Below are 23779 nucleotides of genomic sequence, written 5' to 3'. Positions count from 1 at the left end.
TATCGCTTATTTACTACCACTTATGACTTGCTTCTCACTGTACGTTGCTCTATCCTTTTTTCATAGTTTTTGCCTTGAAAAATACGATGCACATACACGCCAGGCGTATGGATGTGATCGGGATCCAGCATACCTACTTCTACCAGTTCCTCTACTTCGGCAATGGTAATTTTACCGGCCATGGCCATTACCGGGTTAAAATTCCTACTCGTAGAGCGGAAAATCAGGTTGCCAGCCGTATCGCCTTTCCAGGCTTTAACCAAAGCAAAATCAGCATCAAAAGCATATTCCATCAGGTAATCTTTGCCATTAAAGTTTCTGGTTTCTTTACCTTCGGCCACTTCGGTGCCCACGCCTGCTGGTGTAAAAATGGCAGGCATACCGTAACCGGCAGCCATGCAACGCGTAGCCAAAGTGCCTTGCGGAATAAGTTCTACCTCCAGTTCGCCACTGAGCAACTGCCTTTCGAATTCGGCATTTTCGCCCACATAAGAGGAAATCATCTTTTTAACCTGACGGGTCTGCAACATCAAGCCGATGCCAAAATCGTCGACACCCGCATTGTTTGAAATACAAGTCAGGTTTTTTACTCCCTTTTTTACCAAAGCTGCAATGCAGTTTTCAGGAATGCCACAAAGGCCGAAACCGCCGAGCATCAGGGTTTGTCCGTCATGAATATCTTTGATCGCCTCATCTGGCCCAGCTACAACTTTATTAATCATATAATCGTGTGTTTTGGGCTAAATTAGCAAGATATTGCCCGTCTTCCAAATCATTTAAGAGATTACAACTATGTAAGTTTTACACTAAGTATAGGTCGAAAAAGGCTCAAACAGCAAGTGAAGCCACTTTAATTTCGATTATTTTAAGCCATAAATAGCTTAGCCATTTAACTTAAATATACATAAGTAATGCCATCGCCACCTCTGTCGGCATGTTCGTCTTCCAAGCGGGTTACTTCGGTATATTTTTTAAGGTAGTCGCGTATCAGTTTTCTTAAGATACCGTCGCCTTTGCCATGGATCAGCTTGATGGAAGGGAAACCCAGCATAATCGCCTTGTCGAGGTAATTTTCTACTTCCTGCAAGGCCATTTCGCCACGCATGCCCCTCAAATCGAGTTCGGGTTTAAAATTGGTGATGGCTTCATTCATCCTTCCTGCATAAGAATTGCTTTGTACAGCTTTTTTGGCTTGTCGGTTGCTGATTTTCTGCACCTTGTTCCTTTTCACCACCGAACGCAGGTCGCCCAAAGCCAACACCAAATTGTCGCGGTTGATTTCCAATACCTGTCCGTTGGTTTCGGTATTGATCAGTTGCACCCAATCGCCTACTTCTATGGCCGAATCATCGAAACTCACTACCGGCTTGCGTTCTTCCTTTACTTCGTTTTTGGCAAGGTTCTTTTGAAGGTTTTGCCTCAATTGCTGGGTGACTACTTTATCGGCTTTCTTCTCCTTAATCTCGGCAATGGTATTTTCTACCAGCTTATTGGCTTCCTTAATAATATTTTGAGCCTCGAGCTTAGCTTCCTTAATCAGCACCTTTTTGTTTTCTTCCAAGAACTGCTTCAGTTTCTCGTTTTCGGCCACCAGGTTTTTGGCTTTGTTTTGCTGATTGGCCAAGGCAACTTTAGCTTCGTGCACTTGTCTTTTTTCCTTTTCCAAATTAACCAAAAGGCTGTCGATGCTGTTTTGGCTCGCTCCGGTTTTTTCTCTAGCCAGCTGCAATACTTCGGGTTGCAAACCAATGTTCTGCGCAATTTCGAAGGCATAAGAACTGCCTGGCTTGCCAATATCGAGCACATACAGCGGTTTCATCTTGCTGTTGTCGAAAAGCATAGAGGCATTTTCCAAACCATCGGTATGGCCTGCAAAAAGCTTGAGGTTAGAATAGTGCGTGGTAATTACGCCCCTCACCTTCTTGCTGTTGAGCACCTCTAAAACCGCTTCGGCCATTGGCCCACCAAACTGTGGATCGGTACCTGTTCCAAACTCGTCTATCAAAACCAGTGTTTTGGGCGAGGCATGGGCCACAAAGTAGCGCATTTTGGTTAAGTGTGCACTGTAGGTACTCAAATCGGATTCGATAGACTGGTCATCGCCAATATCGGCAAAAACCTGATCGAAAATACCCATTTCGCTCCCTTCGTCGACAGGCACCAGCAAACCACTTTGCAGCATCAGTTGCAAAAGCCCCACGGTTTTCATACATACCGATTTGCCACCGGCATTTGGTCCAGAAACCAAAACAATTCTCAAATTCTCGTTGATGTGGATATTTAAGGGCACCACCGTTTTCTTTTCTGCCGCAAAAGAAAGCAACAGCAAAGGGTGGCGGGCGTTAACCAGCCTGGTTTTGGGTTCTTTGAGCAACACCGGCATGTTGGCCTGTATATCGATGGCAAACAAGGCCTTTGCCCTTACAAAATCGAGCTTGGTTAAAAAGCCGTGGTACGACAGCAACAACGGTGTATAGGGCCTCAGTTCTGTAGTCAGCGCAATCAAAATCCTCACGATTTCCCTGCGCCTGTCAAATTCGAGGTCGCGCAGCTTGTTGTTGAGCGTAAAAACCTCTTCGGGCTCCAAGTAAACGGTTTGGCCACTGGCCGATTCGTCGTGGATGAAACCCTTGAGCTTTCGCTTGTTTTCGGCCAATACCGGGATGCACATGCGGCCATCGCGAACGGTTAAACTACCATCGGCAACCCAATTTTGGGCAATCGCATTTTTGTAGATGGCATCCATCTTTTTACGCACTTCCTGCTCGCCTTTGGCTATGGCCGCCGTAATATCCTGCAACTCGGGCGAAGCATTTGGTTTCATCTTGCCTTTAGCATCTAAAACACCCTCTATTTTTTTAAGGATGTTCCTTTCAATAGGCAAATGTTCAAAAAGCGCTTCTAAATTCGGGTAAACCGTTGCGCGTTCTTCAAAAAATCGCAAAACCGAAAATACGGTCTGCAGGGAAGCATAAATCTGGAAAAGTTCTTCCTCAACCAGGTAGGTTCCTTCTACTTTAATTTTATCAGCCAGTACCTTAATGTCAAAAAAGGTACTGATCTGTAAGGGCTCTTGGTTTTCCAAGATGCTTTTAAATTCGTGTGTTTGGCGCAGAAACTTGTTGATCTGGTCGTGTTTGGTCATGACCTGCATCTTGCTCACCAAGGCCTGTCCCATGGTACTTAGGCAATGCTGGTGCACCATTTGCCTCACTTCGTTAAAACCTAATCTCTCTTGGCAATTATCTGGATATAACATATTATTTTTGGGGTGTGGAAGCACTTTTAGGTACCTCAACCGGCAGCTTAACCGGTTGCATTTCCTGGGCCTGGCCAATAGAATCCTTTGCCGGTTTTGCTCCCGCTTTGGCCGGCTTTACCGTGTCGGTTGCCTTTTGCAGGGTCTTCAGTTGCTTCTCTTTTGTTTTATTGAGTTGCGTGGTTACGTTATCGTATATTTTTTTGAGGATGTCTGGATGCTGATAGTAATAGTTCATGCTTTGGTTGTAAAGGGCAGAATCGATCTGGAATTTCTTATAAATACCCTTATAAAAAGCTGATGCTATTTTTTTGGTGCTATCAGCGCCTGGCGACATGGTACTGATATAGCCATCTACCACATGGATATCGAACAGTACCTTTTCCATTTTATCAGGCTGGATAAGCTCTTTGGGGATACCTGGCTTGCAGGCATATAGCCCCGAGCACACCCATAAAACGGCAAAAAATCTTTTCATTATTGACAAAACCTTTCTAATTTCTTAGCCAAATTGCGCTAAGGTTGTTAATTTTACCAAAAATACTGATAAATGAGCATTGCCGATAAAATATTAAAATATAAAAGTGAGATAGAAAGCGATGGCGTAAAGCTGGTTGCCGTTTCTAAAAGCCATCCTGCCGAAGCGGTGCAAGAAGCCTATGATGCCGGGCAGCGTGTTTTTGGCGAAAACCTGGTACAGGAAATGGTTGATAAACAGGCACAACTGCCACCAGACATCGAATGGCATTTGATTGGCCACTTGCAAACTAACAAAGTTAAATACATCGCCTCTTTTGTAAAGCTCATCGAATCGGTTGACAGCTTAAAATTATTAAAGGAAATAGACAAGCAAGCGGCCAAAAACAATCGTGTAATCGACTGCCTGTTGCAGATTTACATTGCCGATGAAGACACTAAGTTCGGTTTACAGTTTGACGAGGCCGTTGAGCTGTTGCGTGCTGACGAATTTGCCGAATTAAAGCACATCAGGATTATAGGCCTGATGGGCATTGCGACCAACAATGCTACCGAAAAACAAACACAAGTGGAGTTTAACGAATTAAAAGTGCTTTTCGACGGACTTAAAATGAGCTTTTTTAGAAAAGACGATTATTTCAAGGAAATTTCGATGGGCATGTCGGCCGATTATAAACTGGCCATTGAAGAAGGCAGCACTATGGTTCGCATCGGAAGCAATATATTTGGCAAAAGGGTAATCAAGCATTGGAAAGCCGAATAACACATGCTTATTGCCTTATCTTAACAACAAAAAAATACCATATGAATATCCAGATCAGGACCGCAGTAAAAGAAGATTGCCCGCGTTTACTCGAATTAATCAACGAATTGGCACTGTACGAAAAAGCACCGGAAGAAGTAACCGTAACCCTCGACGAATTTATTGACGCTGGTTTTGGCCAAAAGCCGGTTTGGAAAGCCTTTGTGGCCGAAGAACACGGAACCATTATCGGCTTTGCTTTGTTCTACACCAGATACTCAACCTGGAAAGGCTGTCGTTTATACTTGGAAGATTTTATTGTAACCGAAGCCTATAGAGGCAAAGGTATTGGCAAGATTTTGTTCGAAAAGGTAATAGAAGAAGCTAAAACCAACCACTATAACGGCATGACCTGGCAAGTGCTCGACTGGAACGAACCGGCCATCAACTTTTACAATAAATACGAAGCCCGCCTGGAAGACGAGTGGCTCAATGCTTCGTTTTCAAAAGAACAGCTGCACCAATTTAACTAGAAACAAACATGAAAAAACTAGGATTATTACTCGTTGCCGGGATGGCAATCTCTTCTTGCCAAAACAAGACAGAAAAATCGGGCGAAAGTGCCGCTGTACCCGCCGATACTTTGACTTATGCCTACGATTCGGTAAAAGTGCTGAGCAAAAACCTGGTCAAGCCGGGCAAAAACGAATATGCCGACACCGCCAATGCCGTCATCAGGTTTCCTACGTTTAAAAACGACAGCCTGAACAACTACATCAAAAGACAGGTTTTCGATTATATTGCCAAAGAAGAAAAAGCAACTTCGTACCTCGATATCGCCAGCAGCTTTATCAAGGGCTACGACGACTTTTATAAAGAAGAACCCAACACCGGCCAATGGTGGTATTTGCTCATCGACATTAAAGTATTGCGCCAAACCAGCAACTACATCGCGCTGGAGCATACCCATGCCGATTATACGGGTGGTGCACATGGCAACACCATGGTTTCGTACATCAACTACAATCCCAAAACCAATTTGCCTGTGGTTTTAGACAGCCTCATCCAACCCGGTAAAATGGCCGATTTGCTTAAAGTGGCCGAAAGCATTTTCAGGAAAGACAAAAAACTAAGTCCTACAGAGAGCCTGGAGGGCAAATTCTATTTCGACAAGGGCATTTTTAGGCTGCCCCCAAATTTTTATGTAAGCGATAAAGGCCTGGTATTTTTATACAACGCCTACGAAATTGATGCCTACGCAGCTGGAAGAACAATATTGACCATTCCTTTTGCGCAGTTGCCGCAAATTGCCAAACCAAATTCGCTTCTCACACCTACCCCAACTCATTAAATGCAGGTATTCAAATTCGGTGGCGCTTCTGTTAAAGATGCAGCAGGCGTTAAAAATCTAGCCCAAATCGTCCAAAATCACGCTAAAGATAAAGAATTGCTCATTGTGGTTTCGGCCATGGGCAAAACAACCAACAAGCTCGAGGAACTTACTTGGGCTTTTGTAAAAGGCGATGAAAATACGCAACAGCTTTTTGAAGACATCAAGGTCTTTCACTTCAACATCATCAACGAACTGTTCGAAGACCATAAAAATCCTGTTTACAACGACGTAGCCAATACTTTTGTAGAAATTGAATGGCTTTTGGAAGAAGAAGCCAGCGATGGCCCCGATTACCTGTACGACCAGATCGTGTCGATTGGCGAATTGGTATCGACCAGAATAGTGGCTGCCTATTTGAACCAAGTAGGCTGTTTTAGCATTTGGACAGATGCGCGTGGCTACATCAAAACCGACAATACCTACCGAGAAGCCAATGTACTTTGGGATAAAACCGAACAGGAGATCCAAAAACACCTGCCTAGCTTTTTAGAACAGGGCATTGTGGTTACGCAAGGCTTTATTGGGGGCACCAGCGAAAATTTTACCAGTACTTTAGGCAGAGAAGGTTCCGACTATTCGGCTGCCATTTTCTGTGCCTGTTTAAACGCCGAATCGATGACAATATGGAAAGACGTGCCAGGTGTGTTGAATGCCGACCCTAAATGGTTCGACGAAACGGAAAAAATAGCCCAGCTTTCTTACCACGATGCCATCGAGCTTACCTATTACGGCGCCACGGTAATCCACCCAAAAACGATCAAACCTATCCAAAACAAGGGCATTCCCTTGTATGTGCGTTCGTTTATCCAGCCAGAAGCCGAAGGAACAGCCATTACCACCACACAAACGCCTCTGCCAATACCTTCGTTTATTTTTAAGGTAAACCAAGTACTGATTTCCATCTTCCCGAAGGATTTTTCTTTCATTATCGAAGAGAACTTGAGCCACATTTTCGACGTATTGCACCGCAACCGGGTAAAAGTAAATACCATGCTCAACTCGGCCATCAGTTTTTCGGTTAGCGTTGACAACGATGAGCAGAAAATCAAACGGCTCATTGCCGACCTATCGGAGAGCTTTAAGGTAAAATACAACAGCGGACTCGAGCTGGTGACCATCCGTTACTATAACCAACAAACCATTGATCGTGTAACGGTTAATAAAGATGTACTTTTAGAAGTGAAAAGCCGCCATACCTGCCAAATGGTGATGAAGGATAAGGCTTGATATATTAAAAGTTCAAAGTTGAGGGTTCAAAGTTGAAGGTAGCAAGTTAAACGCCAGCTGTAAATTGAATTACGCCCATCACAATATGCAAAATGAACAAACATATCCTCGATAGCGAAGTTCAGGCCTACATCAGCAATAATCTCCAAGCCGATGTAAGCAAAATTGCGTTGCTAAAATCGCCTTTTGGCGAAGTGAGCTCGGCAGAATTGGCCGGACAGATTACGGCGAAAAAAAAATCGGTACACAAGCTGCCAAGCTGGTATGCACAAGAAGGAATTTATTATCCGCCACTGTTATCAATCGAGCAGTGTTCATCCGAAACCACGGCGCGATACAAAGCCCAATTGGCTCAAGGCCACTCCCTGCTAGACCTGACCGCCGGTTTTGGCGTTGACAGTTTCTTTTTTGCCCAAAAAACAGCAAAGGTTTACAGTTGCGAAATCAACCCGGAACTTTCGGCCATCAGCGCACATAATGCAACCGTACTTGGCGCCAGCAATATCGAGTGTTTGGCCATCAACGGAATTGATTTCCTGAAAAGCACCACGCAACAATTTGATACCATTTACCTGGACCCGGCGCGACGCCACCAAAGCAGCAAGGTATTCAAGCTCAAAGACTGCACACCCGATGTAACCGAACATTTGGATTTGCTATTGGCAAAAGCCAAACGCATCATCATCAAAACTGCTCCCCTGCTCGATATCACTGCCGGACTTGCCGAACTGAAAAACGTGAGCGAAATCCATATTGTAAGCGTAAAAAACGAATGCAAGGAATTGCTTTGGGTGATAGACCAAAATTTTACCGCCGATCCGAAGGTAATTTGCGCCACTTTAAACGACGAGCAAAAGATATTCGCCTTTCAACTCGGCGAACTCCATAAACCTATGGCCGTTGCCAGCTATCAACCATCCGCTTACCTTTACGAACCTGATGTAGCCCTGCTCAAAAGTGGTGCTTTTAACCTCATTGGCGCACGTTTTGGTTTGCATAAGTTGCATCAACATACTCAGTTATACGAAAGTGACTTGTTTTTACCAGAATTTCCGGGTCGTATTTTTAAGATCGAAAACCGACTTACCTTAAACGAACTGAAAAAAGAAAAAAACTTAGTGGGCAATGTTATTGTGAGGAATTTTCCTGAAAAGGCAGAAAACCTGGTCAAAAAATACAAAATCAAACCCAATCACGACCATTTTATTATCTTCACGCAAACCCACGAAGGCAATTGGGCCATCAAAGCCAAGATTTTGCAACATTATTAGAAGTTTGTTGGTGCAATTAGCTATCTGCCACAGTAGGCTTCACCCTTTCTGGATGAGTAGGTTTTGATTTTTCAGCTTTAGTCTTTTTGCTTTAAACACATCTTCCCTCCTCATTCAACTTCCTCACTTTTAACACTTTTTAACAATCCTTTAACAAGTCGGCCATAACGGATAGGGTATTTTTGGTTAAACCTTAAACTAAACTCATGAAAACATTTAAACGCTTGAACAATGCCCTTGGCTTTGTCGTATTTGCGCTTGCCGCGCTAGCTTATTGGCTCTGTATGGAACCTACGGTAAGCTTTTGGGACTGTGGCGAATTTATTTCGGCTTCTTTCAAGCTTCAAGTTGGCCACCAGCCTGGCGCACCCTTATTTTTAATGATCGGCAGAATGTTTTCGCTATTGGCGGCCGGCGATTTGAGCAAAGTGGCTTATTGGGTAAACCTGGTTTCGGTGCTCTCAAGTGCGGCTACTGTTATGTTCTTGTTCTGGAGCATCAATGCCATTGCCTTAAAAATCGTAAAAAAAGACACGGCAACATTAAATACAACAGAATTATGGAGCATGATGGCCGCTGGTACCATTGGGGCATTAGCCTACGCTTTTTCAGATACATTTTGGTTTTCGGCCGTAGAATCTGAAGTTTATGCCATTTCTACCCTCTGTACAGCCATTGTTTTTTGGGCCATCCTGAAATGGGAACAGCAAATGAACGACAAATGGATTTTGTTCATTGCGTACATGATTGGACTTTCTATCGGCATCCACTTATTGAGCTTGCTGGCCATTCCGGCAATCAGCCTGGTTTATTATTTCAGGAAACAAGAAAACCCTACCTTTTGGGGCATGGCAAAAGCTTTTTTAATTGGCTGTGTTTTATTGGGCATTGTGCAGTTTGGCGTCATCCAATACTTTGTGCTCTTCGCCTCTAAATTCGACATCTTGTTGGTGAACAGTTTTGGCTTGGGCTTCGGCTCGGGTGCACTGGCTTTTGTAGCCTTATTCGCTTTGGCTTTGGGCTATGGCATTTATTACAGTATCAAAAAGAGATATTACCAGCTTAACTTAGGCTTGCTGAGCCTGGCTTTGGTGATATTCGGCTTTTGCTCTTACTTCATGATCATTATCCGCGCCAATGCCAAAACCGACATCAATCTTTCCAATCCTGATACTCCTGTTTCACTGTTCAGTTATTTGAGCAGGCAGCAATACGAAGACAAGCCCTTATTGTACGGGCAGTTTTACAATTCAAAACCCTTAGAAACCAAAGAAACAGGCGTTACCTACCGCAAGGGCGACAAAGCCTACGAAGAAAGCGGCAAAACCTACAAACGTGTTTACGACAATAATACTTTTTTGCCTCGTACCTATAGCGACAAACCAAGCCACGTGAATTTTTACCAGAGCTGGATGGGACTTGCCGATGGTCAAACACCAACATTTTGGCAGAATATAAGTTTCATGAACAGCTACCAGATGGGCTTTATGTACTGGCGTTATTTTGCCTGGAACTTTGTAGGCCGCCAAAACGATGAGCAGGGACAAGGCGCCATACACCAGGGCAACTGGCTCAGTGGCGTTAAACCAGTCGACGCCTTGCATTTGGGCAATCAGGATAAGCTGCCACCAAGCATTAAAGAAAATGCAGGCTACAACCTTTTTTATGGCTTGCCACTGGTATTGGGACTTTTAGGGATGGTTTACCTCTATCGCAACAACAAAAAAGACGGCTTGGTGGTTGCATTGCTATTCTTTTGTACCGGCTTGGCCATCATCCTTTACATTAACCAAGACCCTTTGCAGGTACGCGAGCGCGACTACGCCTATGTAGGTTCGTTTTATGCCTTCGCCATTTTAATTGGCATGGGTGTATTGGCTGTGAAAGAACTGTTGGCACGTATTGCTTCGAACAAGGCAAGCTTGGCTATTGCCACTTTGGTGTGTATGCTGGCTGTGCCTGTGCTGATGGCTGCCCGTGGCTGGGACGACCACAATCGAAGTGGCAAAACTACCGCTTTAGACATGGCCAAAAACTACCTCAACAGCTGCGAACCTAATGCCATTTTGTTTACCAATGCCGATAACGATACCTATCCGCTTTGGTATGCGCAAGAGGTAGAGGGAATCCGCACCGATGTAAGGGTGATTTGCCTGCAATTTTTAGGTTCTGAGGCTTTTCTTGACCAAATGAAAAAACAGCAGCACCTTTCGGCCCCGTTGCCAATTAGCATGGTGCACAACCAATACAAGGAAGGGGTTAGAGATTACATGCCTTATGTAGATTATGGCATTAAAGACAGCGTTGAACTGGCCGATCTTCTGGCGGTGCTTACTTCAGACAACAAAGAAGACAAAGTGCAAATGAACGACGGCAGCTACGAAAACTTCCTGCCTACGCAAAAACTCAAGCTAAAAATAGATCCAGCCCAAATTCTGGCTACCCAAACCGTAGCCTTGGCCGACAAGGATAAAATTGCGCCTCAAATGGAATGGGAATTTAAGAAAAACTATGCCTTGAAAAGTGATTTGGCCATGTTCGATATCATTGTGCACAATCAATGGAAAAGACCAATTTACTTCGCCACATCGGTTTCAGACGACACTTACATCGGCCTAGACAAATACCTTTATATGGAAGGCTATGCCTACCGCTTGTTGCCTTTAAAGCCTAACCAAGATGCCGACAAGACCGAACAAACCAATAATCAATTGGCCTTTAAACATTACAAAAATTTTGAATTGGGAGGCTTTAAAAAAGCTAAGTACATCGATCCAGAAAGCAGAAGGGTATTGCAGGGCACTTGGACTTACGCCAATACTTTAAGTGCGAATTTAATCCACGAAAACAGCATTGCCCAAGCCAAGGAGGTCATCAACAAAAGTATAAAAGAGCTGCCGTTAAAGAATTACACCATTATGGATACGCTGAACAAGATTTCCCTGGTACAAAACCTCTACCTGGTTAACGACAATCAACGGGCTAGCCAAATCGCCAAAGAAACTACTGGGTTTTTGGCGCAGGAGTTCGAATATATTCTTTCGTTGAAGCCTGAAGAGCAACGTGCCTTTATCAATGATATCAGACGAGGCATGTACGTATTGCAGAGCTTAGACAAAATTACGGAAGACCACAAACAAATAGACCTGAATAAAATGTTCAAACAGCAGCTCAAAGACTACGAAACCCGATTTACCAATAGCTTGAGCTAAAAACAAAAGCCTCCCGATGTAATATCGGGAGGCTTTGCTATGTAAAAATTTTTTAGACCAGATTAGACTTTTTTAACGTTTACAGCCTGTAAACCTTTTTTGCCTTCAGCGGTTTCAAATTCTACCTCATCATTCTCTTTAATCGCATCTATTCCTCCCACAACATCTTTAAAGTGAACAAAAATTTCTTTGTTTCCGTCATAGATGATAAATCCATAACCTTTTTGGGTATTAAACCACTTTACTTTTCCGGTACTCATAAAAATTGTGTAATTGTATAAGATGATTATTAAATAGTTACTGAATTAAAGTTAATTACAAAAAATTCAAAAAGAAATATTATTTGAAAATTACTTGTTAGGTTGGGGTGTAGTACGCAAATAAGGCTTAATTACCCGATGGCCTTTCGGAAACTTGGCCGGAATATCCTCGGTTTTGATGCTGTTCATCACAATTACATCCTCGCCATCCTTCCAATCGGCAGGTGTGGCCACGCTATATTCGGCGGTAAGCTGCAAGGAATCGATAACCCGGAGCACTTCAGTAAAATTTCGTCCGGTTGAGGCCGGATAGGTAATCATCAGCTTTATTTTTTTGTCGGGCGAGATCACAAACAGCGAACGTACGGTCATCGTTTCCGAAGCATTGGGATGGATCATATCGTAGGCATCGGCAATTTTCCTGTCCTGATCGGCAATAATCGGAAAATCGACAATTGTATTTTGGGTTTCGTTAATGTCTTTGATCCAGCCTTGATGCGATTCGGCCGAGTCGACGCTCAAAGCCAGAACTTTCACGTTCCTTTTGTCAAATTCGGATTTTAAGGCAGCTGTTCTGCCCAATTCGGTGGTACAAACCGGCGTATAATCGGCCGGGTGCGAAAACAGCACGCCCCAGCTGTTGCCCAGGTAATCGTAAAAGTCTATTTCTCCGATAGAAGTTATAGCTTTAAAGTCGGGCGCGGTATCTCCAATTCTTAAACTCATGGCTTTGGTTTTTAGGTTAAAAAATCAATTGTATGCGGTGAAGTTACTAAACTGAATTAAAACAATCCTCTTTGTTGTGTAATAAAATTTATGCGGGGCAGGCTGCTTTTCAGGTGCTTATTGAATTCTTGTATGGTATAATCTGCTATTAAAGGCGTGTCGGCCTCATCGTGCTGGTGCAAAAAGAAATAGATGTTTTCCAGTCCCTGGTCTAGCCAGCTCTTCAGTCTTACCACCCACTCGTCTACCCTGGCCTTATCAGAATCCAGGTACGGACCGCCATTGCCCACAAATCTTACAAAAGCGTTTGGCGTGGGCAATTCCATGTGTACGCAGTCTCTCCTACCGCTGGCATCGGTAATGGCCGCCCCCTTGCCCAGCCTGGCTAACAGGCTAAACAATGCTTTTCTGGCTTCGCCCTTAAACCAATCGGGATGCCTTACTTCTACAAACACCTTTAAATCGGCTGGCAGTTTTTCGAGGTAGCTGGCCAATACACTGATGTTGTTCGGACCGAAATTATCGCTTACCTGTAAAAAACAAGGCCCCAAGTATTGGCCAAAGGCGCTAATGGCCTTGATATACTCGTCGGTTAGGTAATCGGTATCCTTGAGGCGCTTGAGATGGGTAATGGTTCTCGAAAACTTGGGACAAAACATAAAGTCGCCATTGGTATTGGCCTTTACCTGTTCGGCCCACTTTAAGATCTGTTCTTCTTTGGGCAGGCTATAAAAAATGGCATTCAGTTCTATCGAATTAAAATGCTTGACATATTCACCCAGAAAATCGGCTTCTTTTGTTTTTTTGGGATAGATAAGCTCCTTCCACTCCTTTCGCCCCCATTTGGCACAGCCCACGTAGAACTGCGGATTGGCTACTGGCTTTAGTTTGGCCAAGGTTAAAAGGGTTTGTTCGCCATCGGGTGGCAAAGTAAAATCTATCGTATTGATTGCTTCTTCGGCAACTCTTCCAAATTCCATATGCTACTGAATTTAAAACAAAACCCCGAAAACTACCTAAAGTTTCGGGGTTTTCAAATTTTAATATTTTGGGACTGTTAATACACTTTGATCATGAAAACATAATCCTGTACTTTAGTAACCTGCCTATTCCGTTCAAGCCCCTGCAATGTGCTTCTTTTGCCATAGGCCACCCGGTTGCTCAACGAATCTTGGGGGATCGAATTCAACGCTTCCATGATATATTTAGATTTTACGGCAAAGGCTACATTTTCTGTTTTTTCTTCTTTGCCGTTAATTACCCCGACAATGTTTCCTTTATTATCTAACAAAGGACCACCACTGTTGCCTGGATTTACCGAAATAGCAACTTGGTAAGCTAAACTATCGCCATTCATGCCGGTTTTAGAGCTTACATAGCCATTGCCCAGTACGATATCATCTTTAGGATAGCCTATGGTATAAACCATTTCGCCAATAGCTGTACCTGATTTCTTAATGCTATAAGGTAAAATTCCCAGATTTCTGAATGAATTATCATTCACTTTTAAGACAGCAATATCATTAATAGGGTCTACATAAAACTTTCTTGCTTTGAATGATACACCCTTATTATTTTGGATATAAATAGAATCTGCGCCTTTAATGACATGGTAATTCGTTAAAATAAAGCCATTGCTCGAAACGGCAAAGCCCGTACCTCCAAATTTAGCCGGCGTTCTATTCGTATGCTTTGCATCGCTGGTAATCACCCTGATGATATCGCCTTGAGATTTATCTAGTCTATCAATTCTTCTATCAAGCAATTTGATATTTCCTTGTTGCTCCCTTTGTGCGTAGTAAGATAATAAAGTAACAGCAGCCAAAATCAAAAAAGAAGCGGCAACGGCAATAGCCGATCTGTTGTTTCGCCATATCCTTACCACGCGCGACGGATGAGGTTTAACTTTTTCGCTAATGGCGGCCACATCGATTTGGTCGTGCGCAGCATCCATTTGTTCTTTCAGCAACAAAATATTCGCATACTGCTTCATCGAATCCAAGAATACCTTATGGGCAACTACTTTATGGTCGACAATGGGGTCATTGCTTCTGAGTTGCTCAAAGGCCATACGCTCTTCGGGGGTTAGTTTGCCGTTGAGGTAATCTTCAATAATCGATTCTAATTCTATCTCGTTTCTCATTATATTATGGTTGAAAAAACAACTTTTTTAATCGTTGCAAACATTTATACTTCTGTGTCTTGGCATTATCCGTATTGGTATAGCCAAATTTTTCACAGATATCCTGCATAGACAGGTTATGGATATAAAAATCCTGGATAATTGTTTTGCAGGGTTCGCCCAGGCTTTCCAAGGCTACTTTCATCTTGTCGAACTGCATGTCTTTTTGCTCATGCTGCTCTACATCTTCATCTATGGCCAGTACGTCTTCAAAATCGGCAATGTTGTTGGTCTTCTTGCGCTGTTGCGTCAGCTTTTTTAACCAGATGCGCCGGCTTACCGAATACAAATAGGTTTTTAGCTTGCTGCTGAGCTCAAAATTGCCGTTCTTTATTTTATTATACAATACAATGATGGCTTCCTGGTATACGTCTTTTGCATCGTCTTCATCGCCATTATTGTTCAGAATAAACTGAAGCACCATCGGGAAATAGCCCGCGTACAACTTATTTAGCGCTTCTTCTGAGTTGTTGAGTATACCTAATACTACTTCTCTATCTGTTGGAACTGAACTGCTTAACTTAATACTCACCAATTAATACATTTAAACGTGAATGGTAACCCAATGATAGCCAAAAAAATTATTTTTTGTGGCAAGGTAGCGATCTTCTTTGTCAGACCTATCAACATTTACACTACCTAGACCAAGCTTTAATACCAAATTAAGGCAATGGTAACCTGCTAAAAAAATAAAAATATTTTCGGGGTCACCTTTTAAAATTCCGTGCATTAACGATAAAACCTATTCATCAATTTAAACGAAAACAATATGAAAAATGCATTCAAATTTGGCTTTATGGCTTTGGTATTAAGCGTATCGGTAATCGCTTGCGATTTTGGCAAACCTAAAAACGGAGCTCAAAATTTAAAAGACGGTACGGCTATCGACTCGCCTAAAGTGGATTCTTTAAAAGCAGACACCCTTAAAAACCCCATTGATACTACAAAAAAGACCGAAAAAAAATAATTTAACTTTTTTTTACATTTGCAGGGTTACCTTTTTACCTTTGCGGTATTAAGAGTAAAATTAATTAATTATTTAAACAGAAAATTAAAATGAAAAACTTATTCAAATTCGGTTTCTTAGCATTAGCTTTATCTTTATCAGTAGTTGCTTGTAACTCAGAGAAAAAAGAAACTGCTGCTGATTCAACTGCTATCGATTCAGCTAACGCTGCTGTAGATTCAGCTAAAGCTGCTGTTGACACTGCTAAAGCTGCTGTTGACACTGCTAAAAAAGCTGCTGATTCAGTTAAAGAAGCTGCTAAACACTAGTCAATAGTTTTTAAACGCATAAAAAAGCCGAGGAAATTTTCTTCGGCTTTTTTGATTCTAGGTATTTTGCAATATTTAGCCTATCAAAAATGCCTGATAAATGCTACCTTTGCGGCTGTATCAATTTTCCTTTCAAATGAATTTATCTCCGCTCCAGGCCATCTCTCCAATTGATGGGCGCTACAGAAAAACAACCGACAAACTGGCTGCATATTTCTCTGAGTCTGCCCTGATCAAATACCGTGTTTTTGTAGAGATAGAATATTTTATTGCTTTGTGCGAAGCTAAAATTCCTGGACTGGAACAATTCGACGCCACGCTTTTTCCGAAGCTGCGTGCCATCCACCAACAATTTACCGATACCGATGCGCAAACGGTTAAAGACACCGAAAGCATTACCAACCATGATGTCAAAGCGGTTGAATACTTTATCAAAACCAAATTCGACGAATTGGGCCTGCAAGCCTACAAGGAATTTATCCACTTTGGCTTAACCTCACAGGACGTAAACAATACAGCTATTCCTTACAGCTTTAAAATAGCTTTGGAGGAAGCTTATTTCCCGGCGCTCACCGAGCTTATCCAAAAAATCAGCGACTTGGCCAAAGAATGGGCCAATGTTCCCTTGCTGGCGCATACACACGGCCAACCGGCCTCTCCTACCAAACTGGGCAAGGAGTTTATGGTTTTTGCCGAACGTTTAAACATACAGTTCCAAACGTTGAAAGCCATTCCGCACAGTGCCAAATTTGGTGGCGCGACGGGCAATTTTAATGCACACCATATCGCTTATCCTCAAACCAATTGGGTTGATTTTTCGAACAACTTCGTTAACCAGATCTTAGGCTTGAACCGTGCGCAATACACTACACAAATTGAACATTACGATCAGTTTGCTGCGCAATGCGATGCCTTGAAACGGATCAACAACATTATTATTGACCTGGACCGCGATATCTGGGCCTACATCTCTAAAAATTATTTCAAGCAAAAAATCAAAGCTGGCGAGGTGGGTTCATCGGCTATGCCCCATAAGGTAAACCCTATCGATTTTGAAAATGCCGAAGGCAATGCCGGCGTGGCTAATGCCTTGTTTGAGTTCTTTGCAGCCAAGTTGCCTATTTCCCGTCTGCAACGCGATTTAACCGATTCGACCGTGCTCAGAAATATGGGCGTTCCGATGGCGCATACCCTCATTGCCATCAGCTCTACGCTAAAAGGACTGAACAAAATCTTATTGAACAACGAAGCGATTGCGGCCGATCTGGAAAACAATTGGGCTGTTGTAGCCGAAGCCATCCAAACCGTATTGAGAAGAGAGGCTTATCCAAATCCTTACGAGGCATTGAAGGCACTCACCAGGACCAACCAAAAAATTACTGCCGAAACCATGGCTGCATTTATCGACGAACTTGAAGTAAACGATACGATTAAGGCCGAACTGAAGCAGATTACGCCGTTTAATTATACTGGAATATTTTAAGGCAGAAGGTTGAAGGCGAAGAATAGACGATTTCTTTATAAATCGTGCTAAATTGCTTAAATTGACCTAAAACAGACAACAGTCTAGTTGCATTTGATTTATTTTTGTAATCTAAATTCATCAGACAATGACAATCAACGTATATACCGAGCAGACCCCGAACCCAGCTACCATGAAGTTTATGGTCAATAAACTTTTGATCAATGGCAGCGAGGATTTTGCAACAAAAGAAAGCGCTGAACACTCTCCTTTTGCCAAAGAACTGTTTAAATTCAACTTTGTTAACGGCGTATTCTTTGCCAGCAACTTTGTAACCATTACCAAAACAGACGATGCAGATTGGAGCGATATCGAAGCGATTTTAAAAGAGTTTGTGAAAGGTGCAGTTGAAGCTGAACTGAAAATCAAGGAAAACACGGCTGAAGAAGCTCCAAATTTTGAAGGCAGCGATATCGAAATCAAAATCCAACAGATTCTGCACGACTATGTTCGTCCGGCGGTTGAGCAAGACGGTGGTGCCATCAGCTACAAATCTTTCGACGAGGGCGTGGTAACTGTAGAACTGAGGGGTTCTTGCAGTGGCTGTCCATCATCTACCATTACCTTAAAATCGGGCATTCAAAACCTATTGCAACGCATGGTTCCCGAAGTGAAGGAAGTGGTTTCTGAAGCATTATAAAAGAATAACTGCTATTGTTTAATGTCGGTGGTCTGCTTAATTGCTAAACTACTCCCTACCAAACGATCGCTAGAAATAAAAAAGGCCCGGTATCGGGCCTTTTTCTTTACTGATGCTTTTTGAGAATTTCCTTGATTTTTGTATCCAAATCTAGTTTGTCTGTATCTTTAAAGGCTTTGCCGATTTGGTAAATCTTATTGGTTTGATCGAAACGATATAAACTATAGTAATTTTCTCCCGATAGGCCATAGCCCACAATAACCTTATGCTTTTGATCGTAACTGGGATTAGCGATATTATCGAAGCCCTTCACTTTGGTAAGCGTATGTTTTTTGGGGTCGACCAGGTACAACAAATAATAAGAATTTCCACCACGACCTCCGGTCCCGGTAAAAAGAACCACATCTTTTATCCCATCATTATTATAATCTACATATTCGTAATTATTTGCTATTTTGGTGGTAAACAGGCGCTCTTTCCAATAAACAACATCCATACTTCCGTTTTTCTTGCAGAAATAGATCGTCGTGTTGTCTTCATGAAGAGGAGCATCGCTATTATATTGTATGGCTAGGGCATAATTCTTATCGGCAAATGGATAAATATATTGCCAATTGTTTTGAGAATGTCCCAATAACCGCTGCTGGCCATGGGTGAAGAAAATGCAGCCCACCGTAAGACAAATCAAAATGATAATGGTCCTGCCCATATCGATCAGATTAAAATCAGAAGTACTTCTTGATTGTACTCAATATTTCGTCGGTAACCTGTCCATTGGTAGCCAGTACTTCGCGGGTTTCGAAAATTTCTTCGCCTCCCGAAAAATTAAGGATGGTTCCTCCGGCCTGCTGCACAATAAAGGCTCCGGCCGCTACATCGTACGAATTGAGGTTATATTCGAAATACGCATCGAAACGGCCACAGGCCACATAGGCCAAATCGACCGCGGCAGAACCGATGCGCCTTAAACCATGGCATTGCTGCATCATTTCGGTAAACAGCTGTATATATTGCGGCTGTTTGTCGAATTGGTAATACGGAAAGCCGGTAGCCAACAAGCATTTAGACAGGTTGTTGTTTTGCGAAACCCGGATAGGCTTGTTGTTGAGGTAGGCGCCTCCACCTCGATAAGCAGCAAACATTTCGCCCCTATTAATTTCGTAAACCACGCCAATTACCGGCTGGTCGTTTTCGTAAAGGGCAATGCTAATGGAATAGGTGGGTATGCCATGGATAAAATTGGTGGTTCCATCCAGCGGATCGATAATCCAGGTATAGGTTTGGCCTTTAACATTTTCGGTCTCTTCTTCGGTGATGAAGCCTGCTTCGGGCAAAATTTTAGTCAGGTTTTTTACAATCTGCTTTTCTGCGTTTTTATCTACATAAGAAACCAAATCGTTGAGGCCTTTGTACTCTATTGCATTGGCATCGAAAGACATGGCTTCCTTACGAATAAAATTACCCGTTAAGCGGGTAACCGCTATCACTTTCGAGCATAATAATTCGTAATTCATGTTTAGTAGCTTTTGAGTTTCTCTCTGTTTTTGTTCGAATAAATGACGAGTGCCAATCCGCCAATAAACAATAGCGACGAGATGAGCTCTGCCTGGGTAAACGGAACTCCGGCTACGACATATTTAGAATTTACCCGGATCAGTTCGATAAAGAAGCGTTCTACCCCGGTTAGCATCAGGTAAATTCCAAACATCATGCCCGGCGATTTGAGCTGCTTGCGGATTTTCCAAAGGAAAAGAAAGATCAAAAAAGCCACAATCACTTCATAAATAGGTGTTGGGTAAACCGGATTGGCCAATTCGTTGCAATAACGGCCAACGCAACCGGCAATAGGGTCGCCTTCTCTGGCTACATTATTGGGATAAGTATAGGCCCATAACCAATCTGGCAACCAAGTAAAAGGTTTAGGATGCAAATTTACAATACCCCAATCGCCATCGCCAGCCAAATGGCAACCAATACGGCCAACGCTATAGGCCAGCATCATACCTGGCCCACCGATATCGAGCATATGCAAGGGCTTGATGCCGTTTTTGCGCGCAATATACAGTACGGCCGCCCCGCCACAAATCAGTCCGCCATAAAAAGTAAGTCCGGTAAAGGCAAACAAACCACCCAGCGGATCTTGTACAAAAGTATCCCAATGCTCCAGGTTATCGAAAATTTTGGCACCCAAAAAGCCCCAAATTGCTGCCCAAACTACCATATTGCTCATCAGTTCATAAGGATGTACAACCACATCAACCTCTTTGGGCTGTGGCAATTTTGTGGCGTCTTTCTCTTTATAGGCCCAATATATAAATACGGCTGCCAAAATAAGACCGCCCAACATGTTGCCTTTAGCAGAAAGTAGTACGCCCTGCTGATCGTCTACAAAAACCTTATAATTAAGTATGGCATAAAGTACCTTATAGCCGATAATGAAACCAAAAATACCATTTGTAATCAGCTCCAGTGCAGAAGCCGGCTTGCCAACAGTTACCCTTTTTTTAATCGGATGAATAACGCCCAGGGCTTCTTTTCTCTTGAATTCTTTGGTAAATGCCCAATAAGCAGCCACAAAAGCCAAGGCTACAAAAACGCCAAAAGTATTAAATGGCAAGGGCAGATTAATGCCAAAAAGATAGGATAAAAAATGGGAAACGGTAGGAAACATATATCAAATGTTGTTTAGGCGAAGATAGGAAAAAGTTGCTAGTTTTAGTCGGGAAGTTGGAAGTCTATAGTCTGTGGGGCGAAGTACAAAAGCCCAAAGCCCGTTGGCCAGTTTATAGCTGGAAGAGCGCAGGGATGAGTGCGTTAGTGGCTATGCACCAAGGTTTCGGCTTCTTCCACGTCTACTTCGCCATCGGCAGACAAACCAAGCAATTTAACGTTCTTAAGTTCGTTAACCATTACTGGATCGTATTTGGCCCTCACTTTTACATAGTTTTTGGTAAAGCCATGCATAAAGCCATTTTTCTGGTCATCTTCAAAAAGCACTTGTCCAATTGCGCCTACCTGCGATTCGTAGAAAGCCCTTCTTTTTTTGTCGGAAAGGATATGCAGCATTTTGTTGCGTTCGAAACGGGTACTGCCGGCTACTTTGCCTTTCATGGCAGCGGCTTCGGTTTGTTCGCGTTCTGAATAGGTGAAAACATGGAGGTAAGAAACGTCTAATCCATTCAAAAACTGGTAGGTATCTAAGAAATCTTCTTGTGTTTCGCCTGGAAAGCCCACAATGACGTCAACACCTATGCAGCAATTGGGCATTACTTCCTTAATTTTGGCTACTCTTTCGGTGTAAAGCTCGCGTTGGTAGCGTCTTTTCATCAGGCCCAAAATTTTATTAGAGCCCGATTGCAACGGGATATGGAAATGTGGCACAAAACGCTTAGATGTAGCCACGAACTCGATAATTTCATTGCTCAACAAATTCGGCTCGATAGAAGAAATACGAATACGCTCGATGCCTTCTACTTCGTCTAAAGCTTTGACCAAATCGAAGAAGCGGTCTTCTCTTTTGCCTTCCCTGATGCCAAAATCGCCCAGGTTAACGCCAGTAAGCACAATTTCTTTTACGCCGCTTTGTGCAATCTGCTGTGCACGGTTCACCACGTTTGCAATGGTATCGCTCCGGCTGCCCCCACGTGCCAATGGAATGGTACAATAGGTACAAGGGTAGTCGCAGCCATCCTGAACTTTGAGGAAGGTACGGGTACGATCGCCAATAGAATAGGCCGCTATAAAATTATGGTTAACTTTTTCAATTGGCTGCTGGTGAACAACAGCTTTTGGTTTTTTGGTCAAATCGGTAATAAACTCCACGATCCTGAATTTCTCGGCAGCGCCCAAAACCATATCAACGCCTTCTATTTCGGCAATCTCTGTAGGCTTTAACTGGGCATAGCAGCCTACAATGGTGATGTAGGCGTTTGGAGAATATTTCAATGCTTCTTTTACCACCTTGCGGCATTTTTTGTCGGCATGGTCGGTAACAGAACAGGTATTGATTACGTATACGTCGGCAACGTCGGTAAATTCGACCACGCTATAGCCTGCATCGGTAAATAAACGGCCAATGCTGGATGTTTCGGAAAAATTAAGCTTACAGCCAAGCGTATAAAATGCAACCTTTTTCATTGATTCTGCAAAGATAACAATTTTGATGGAGTTAAACGCCAAGCCCACTGCGTTTGACAGCTTGGTTACAATTGTTCAATAGTTTTTTAGTTTGTTAGTTGATTGGTTTGTTAGTTGATTAGTTTTTTAGTGTATTGGTCTATTATAGGAATACTGTCCAATTCTAACGCAACAGTTGATTGGAGAAAGCGCTAATTCTTAATCATGTATTTATAGTAGTAATTGTATTTTTTGATATAGGCACGTAGGGTATCAAAGCTGAAGCTTTTTTCCTTTTTAAAGTCTTCCAACAGTTCTGGATAGCTCGCCATCAAGGCATCAAAGTTCTTTTCTCTTTCGTTTCTCGAACCGCTTAATATGGCGCTGGTTTTGATTTCCAACAATTCGCCATCATCTTTGCTGGCATACCACGTCTCTGTACTCCCGCCCCCAGTCATTACGCCCCTGGCACCCACGGTTCCTGGATAGTTCACTACTGATTTATAAAGTTTGATTTTTCCGTTCTCTAATCTTTCAAGAAATTCAGGTTTCCGCTGTTTGTTGAGTGTTAATGCTACAAAATAGCTGCTGTCTTTTGAATTGAAATATTCCTTGAACCTGTTTGTCTCCAACTTTTCGTTTTCAGCTTTTCCGCTCGCCTTGAATTTGAGCGCACCGAAAAGCGATTTGGTCATTTTCCCTCTTACAGTATCGCCATTTACCAAGATTACATAATCTTTTTGGGCAAATGCCTGGCTGGCGGTCAAAAAACTGCAATAAAAAGTGAAGAGCAACAATAATTTGGTTTTCATGCTGGTTAAATTGGCTGGTTGATGCGATGTTTTAAAAACTTGACAGGTACCTAGGGCAAGTCATTCCAACGGTAACTTGGCTGTTCCAAACCGGCCAGATCGATTACCCTATCAATGACGGTTTGGGCCAGTTCCTCGATGGTTTTGGGCAGACTGTAAAATGACGGATTGGCGGGACAGATGATTCCACCGGCTTCGGTTACGGCTTTCAGGTTGTTGATGTGGATGAGGCTAAAAGGCGTATCGCGAACAACAGCAATCAGCTTTCTTCTTTCCTTCAAAATCACGTCGGCTGCGCGCGAAATCAGGTCGTTCGAAATGCCATGGGCAATACGGCCCAAGGTACCCATAGAGCAAGGCGCAATAATCATGGTATCGAATTTGGCAGAACCCGAAGCAAAAGGCGCATTGAAATCCATTTTGGGATAAAAGGTAAAAGGATAGTTGTCGTATCCCGAATTGCCCAGCTCGAATCGCCAAACTTCCTTAGCGTTGTCAGACATCACTACGCCTACTTTTTCGATCTGACCGGAAAGCTTCAGCAGGTTATCCAACAACAGTTTAGCATAAATGGCACCACTGGCTCCGGTTATGGCAACAACGATTTTTTTCTTTTGGCTCATATGTACCAAAGATACAAAGCTTAAAAACAAAAAAGGGCCAGA

General features: G+C 42.9%; 24 protein-coding genes. 10 read left to right on the top strand and 14 right to left on the bottom strand.

The annotated features are described in order from the left end of the window. Nucleotides 1–20: 20 nt before the first annotated feature. The 3 genes from AC6H1S_RS07180 to AC6H1S_RS07170 all read right to left on the bottom strand — a co-directional run bounded on the left by AC6H1S_RS07180 (nucleotide 21) and on the right by AC6H1S_RS07170 (nucleotide 3737). Nucleotides 21–722, bottom strand: coding sequence for a CoA transferase subunit A (locus AC6H1S_RS07180; RefSeq protein WP_497565679.1), 702 nt, complete (start codon nucleotides 720–722; stop codon nucleotides 21–23). Between the two features lie 167 nt (nucleotides 723–889). Next, nucleotides 890–3259, bottom strand: coding sequence for an endonuclease MutS2 (locus tag AC6H1S_RS07175; RefSeq protein ID WP_497565678.1), 2370 nt, complete (start codon nucleotides 3257–3259; stop codon nucleotides 890–892). A 1-nt stretch (nucleotide 3260) separates the two neighbouring features. Then, nucleotides 3261–3737, bottom strand: a complete 477-nt coding sequence (locus AC6H1S_RS07170; protein WP_199141107.1) for a DUF4296 domain-containing protein — start codon at nucleotides 3735–3737, stop codon at nucleotides 3261–3263. A 72-nt stretch (nucleotides 3738–3809) separates the two neighbouring features. Between AC6H1S_RS07170 and AC6H1S_RS07165 the strand changes: the two genes are divergently transcribed. The 6 genes from AC6H1S_RS07165 to AC6H1S_RS07140 all read left to right on the top strand — a co-directional run bounded on the left by AC6H1S_RS07165 (nucleotide 3810) and on the right by AC6H1S_RS07140 (nucleotide 11581). Next, nucleotides 3810–4499 (top strand): YggS family pyridoxal phosphate-dependent enzyme, encoded by a 690-nt coding sequence (locus AC6H1S_RS07165; RefSeq protein ID WP_497565677.1) that lies wholly within the window; start codon nucleotides 3810–3812, stop codon nucleotides 4497–4499. Between the two features lie 41 nt (nucleotides 4500–4540). Next, on the top strand, nucleotides 4541–5011 hold the full coding sequence (locus AC6H1S_RS07160; RefSeq protein WP_497565676.1) for a GNAT family N-acetyltransferase: 471 nt from the start codon (nucleotides 4541–4543) through the stop codon (nucleotides 5009–5011). An 8-nt stretch (nucleotides 5012–5019) separates the two neighbouring features. Further along, the gene (locus tag AC6H1S_RS07155) at nucleotides 5020–5829 is read left to right on the top strand and encodes a DUF3298 and DUF4163 domain-containing protein (RefSeq protein WP_497565675.1); all 810 of its coding nucleotides are present in this window, start codon (nucleotides 5020–5022) and stop codon (nucleotides 5827–5829) included. Continuing rightward, entirely contained in the window at nucleotides 5830–7098 is a 1269-nt protein-coding gene (locus AC6H1S_RS07150) for an aspartate kinase (RefSeq protein WP_199141111.1), read from the top strand. Between the two features lie 92 nt (nucleotides 7099–7190). Continuing rightward, on the top strand, nucleotides 7191–8369 hold the full coding sequence (locus AC6H1S_RS07145) for a THUMP-like domain-containing protein (RefSeq protein ID WP_497565674.1): 1179 nt from the start codon (nucleotides 7191–7193) through the stop codon (nucleotides 8367–8369). 206 nt (nucleotides 8370–8575) lie between these two features. Then, on the top strand, nucleotides 8576–11581 hold the full coding sequence (locus tag AC6H1S_RS07140) for a glycosyltransferase family 117 protein (protein WP_497565673.1): 3006 nt from the start codon (nucleotides 8576–8578) through the stop codon (nucleotides 11579–11581). Between the two features lie 62 nt (nucleotides 11582–11643). Here the strand turns inward: AC6H1S_RS07140 and AC6H1S_RS07135 are convergent, their stop codons facing one another. The 5 genes from AC6H1S_RS07135 to AC6H1S_RS07115 form a co-directional block, all read right to left on the bottom strand. Beyond that, nucleotides 11644–11841 (bottom strand): cold-shock protein, encoded by a 198-nt coding sequence (locus AC6H1S_RS07135; RefSeq protein WP_199141114.1) that lies wholly within the window; start codon nucleotides 11839–11841, stop codon nucleotides 11644–11646. Nucleotides 11842–11931: 90 nt separating this feature from the next. Continuing rightward, nucleotides 11932–12567, bottom strand: a complete 636-nt coding sequence (locus AC6H1S_RS07130) for a peroxiredoxin (RefSeq protein WP_497565672.1) — start codon at nucleotides 12565–12567, stop codon at nucleotides 11932–11934. A gap of 56 nt (nucleotides 12568–12623) precedes the next feature. Beyond that, nucleotides 12624–13547, bottom strand: coding sequence for a DUF72 domain-containing protein (locus AC6H1S_RS07125; RefSeq protein ID WP_497565671.1), 924 nt, complete (start codon nucleotides 13545–13547; stop codon nucleotides 12624–12626). Between the two features lie 77 nt (nucleotides 13548–13624). After that, a complete protein-coding gene (locus tag AC6H1S_RS07120) occupies nucleotides 13625–14710 on the bottom strand; it encodes a S1C family serine protease (protein WP_199141117.1) in 1086 nt (361 codons plus the stop codon). A 4-nt stretch (nucleotides 14711–14714) separates the two neighbouring features. Continuing rightward, a complete protein-coding gene (locus AC6H1S_RS07115; protein ID WP_199141118.1) occupies nucleotides 14715–15281 on the bottom strand; it encodes an RNA polymerase sigma factor in 567 nt (188 codons plus the stop codon). Between the two features lie 237 nt (nucleotides 15282–15518). Between AC6H1S_RS07115 and AC6H1S_RS07110 the strand changes: the two genes are divergently transcribed. The 4 genes from AC6H1S_RS07110 (at nucleotide 15519) to AC6H1S_RS07095 (ending at nucleotide 18186) form a co-directional block, all read left to right on the top strand. Next, complete coding sequence (locus AC6H1S_RS07110) at nucleotides 15519–15716, top strand: hypothetical protein (protein WP_199141119.1); 198 nt, start codon at nucleotides 15519–15521, stop codon at nucleotides 15714–15716. 89 nt (nucleotides 15717–15805) lie between these two features. Then, nucleotides 15806–16024 carry a PG1828 family lipoprotein gene (locus AC6H1S_RS07105; RefSeq protein ID WP_199141120.1) on the top strand — a complete coding sequence of 73 codons (219 nt, stop codon included), beginning with the start codon at nucleotides 15806–15808 and terminating at the stop codon, nucleotides 16022–16024. A gap of 136 nt (nucleotides 16025–16160) precedes the next feature. Beyond that, a complete protein-coding gene (purB, locus tag AC6H1S_RS07100; protein WP_199141121.1) occupies nucleotides 16161–17507 on the top strand; it encodes an adenylosuccinate lyase in 1347 nt (448 codons plus the stop codon). Nucleotides 17508–17634: 127 nt separating this feature from the next. Further along, nucleotides 17635–18186 carry a NifU family protein gene (locus AC6H1S_RS07095; protein ID WP_199141122.1) on the top strand — a complete coding sequence of 184 codons (552 nt, stop codon included), beginning with the start codon at nucleotides 17635–17637 and terminating at the stop codon, nucleotides 18184–18186. A 106-nt stretch (nucleotides 18187–18292) separates the two neighbouring features. On the opposite strand, the gene AC6H1S_RS07090 is transcribed toward AC6H1S_RS07095, so the two are convergent. From AC6H1S_RS07090 to AC6H1S_RS07065, 6 genes are all read right to left on the bottom strand, one after another. After that, the gene (locus AC6H1S_RS07090; RefSeq protein ID WP_497565670.1) at nucleotides 18293–18895 is read right to left on the bottom strand and encodes an XAC2610-related protein; all 603 of its coding nucleotides are present in this window, start codon (nucleotides 18893–18895) and stop codon (nucleotides 18293–18295) included. Between the two features lie 16 nt (nucleotides 18896–18911). Further along, nucleotides 18912–19700 (bottom strand): inositol monophosphatase family protein, encoded by a 789-nt coding sequence (locus AC6H1S_RS07085; protein WP_199141124.1) that lies wholly within the window; start codon nucleotides 19698–19700, stop codon nucleotides 18912–18914. Between the two features lie 2 nt (nucleotides 19701–19702). Continuing rightward, nucleotides 19703–20857: a prolipoprotein diacylglyceryl transferase gene (locus tag AC6H1S_RS07080; protein ID WP_497565669.1), complete on the bottom strand. Its 1155-nt coding sequence runs from the start codon at nucleotides 20855–20857 to the stop codon at nucleotides 19703–19705. A gap of 143 nt (nucleotides 20858–21000) precedes the next feature. After that, the gene (mtaB, locus tag AC6H1S_RS07075; protein ID WP_497565668.1) at nucleotides 21001–22323 is read right to left on the bottom strand and encodes a tRNA (N(6)-L-threonylcarbamoyladenosine(37)-C(2))-methylthiotransferase MtaB; all 1323 of its coding nucleotides are present in this window, start codon (nucleotides 22321–22323) and stop codon (nucleotides 21001–21003) included. 191 nt (nucleotides 22324–22514) lie between these two features. Continuing rightward, a complete protein-coding gene (locus tag AC6H1S_RS07070; RefSeq protein ID WP_497565667.1) occupies nucleotides 22515–23114 on the bottom strand; it encodes a hypothetical protein in 600 nt (199 codons plus the stop codon). Nucleotides 23115–23164: 50 nt separating this feature from the next. Then, complete coding sequence (locus AC6H1S_RS07065; RefSeq protein ID WP_199138976.1) at nucleotides 23165–23737, bottom strand: UbiX family flavin prenyltransferase; 573 nt, start codon at nucleotides 23735–23737, stop codon at nucleotides 23165–23167. Nucleotides 23738–23779 lie beyond the last annotated feature (42 nt).

This window comes from Pedobacter sp. TM02 (assembly GCF_059705275.1).
The sequence above is the reverse complement of the archived record's forward strand: the minus strand, read 5'-3'. Positions and strand labels throughout refer to the sequence as shown.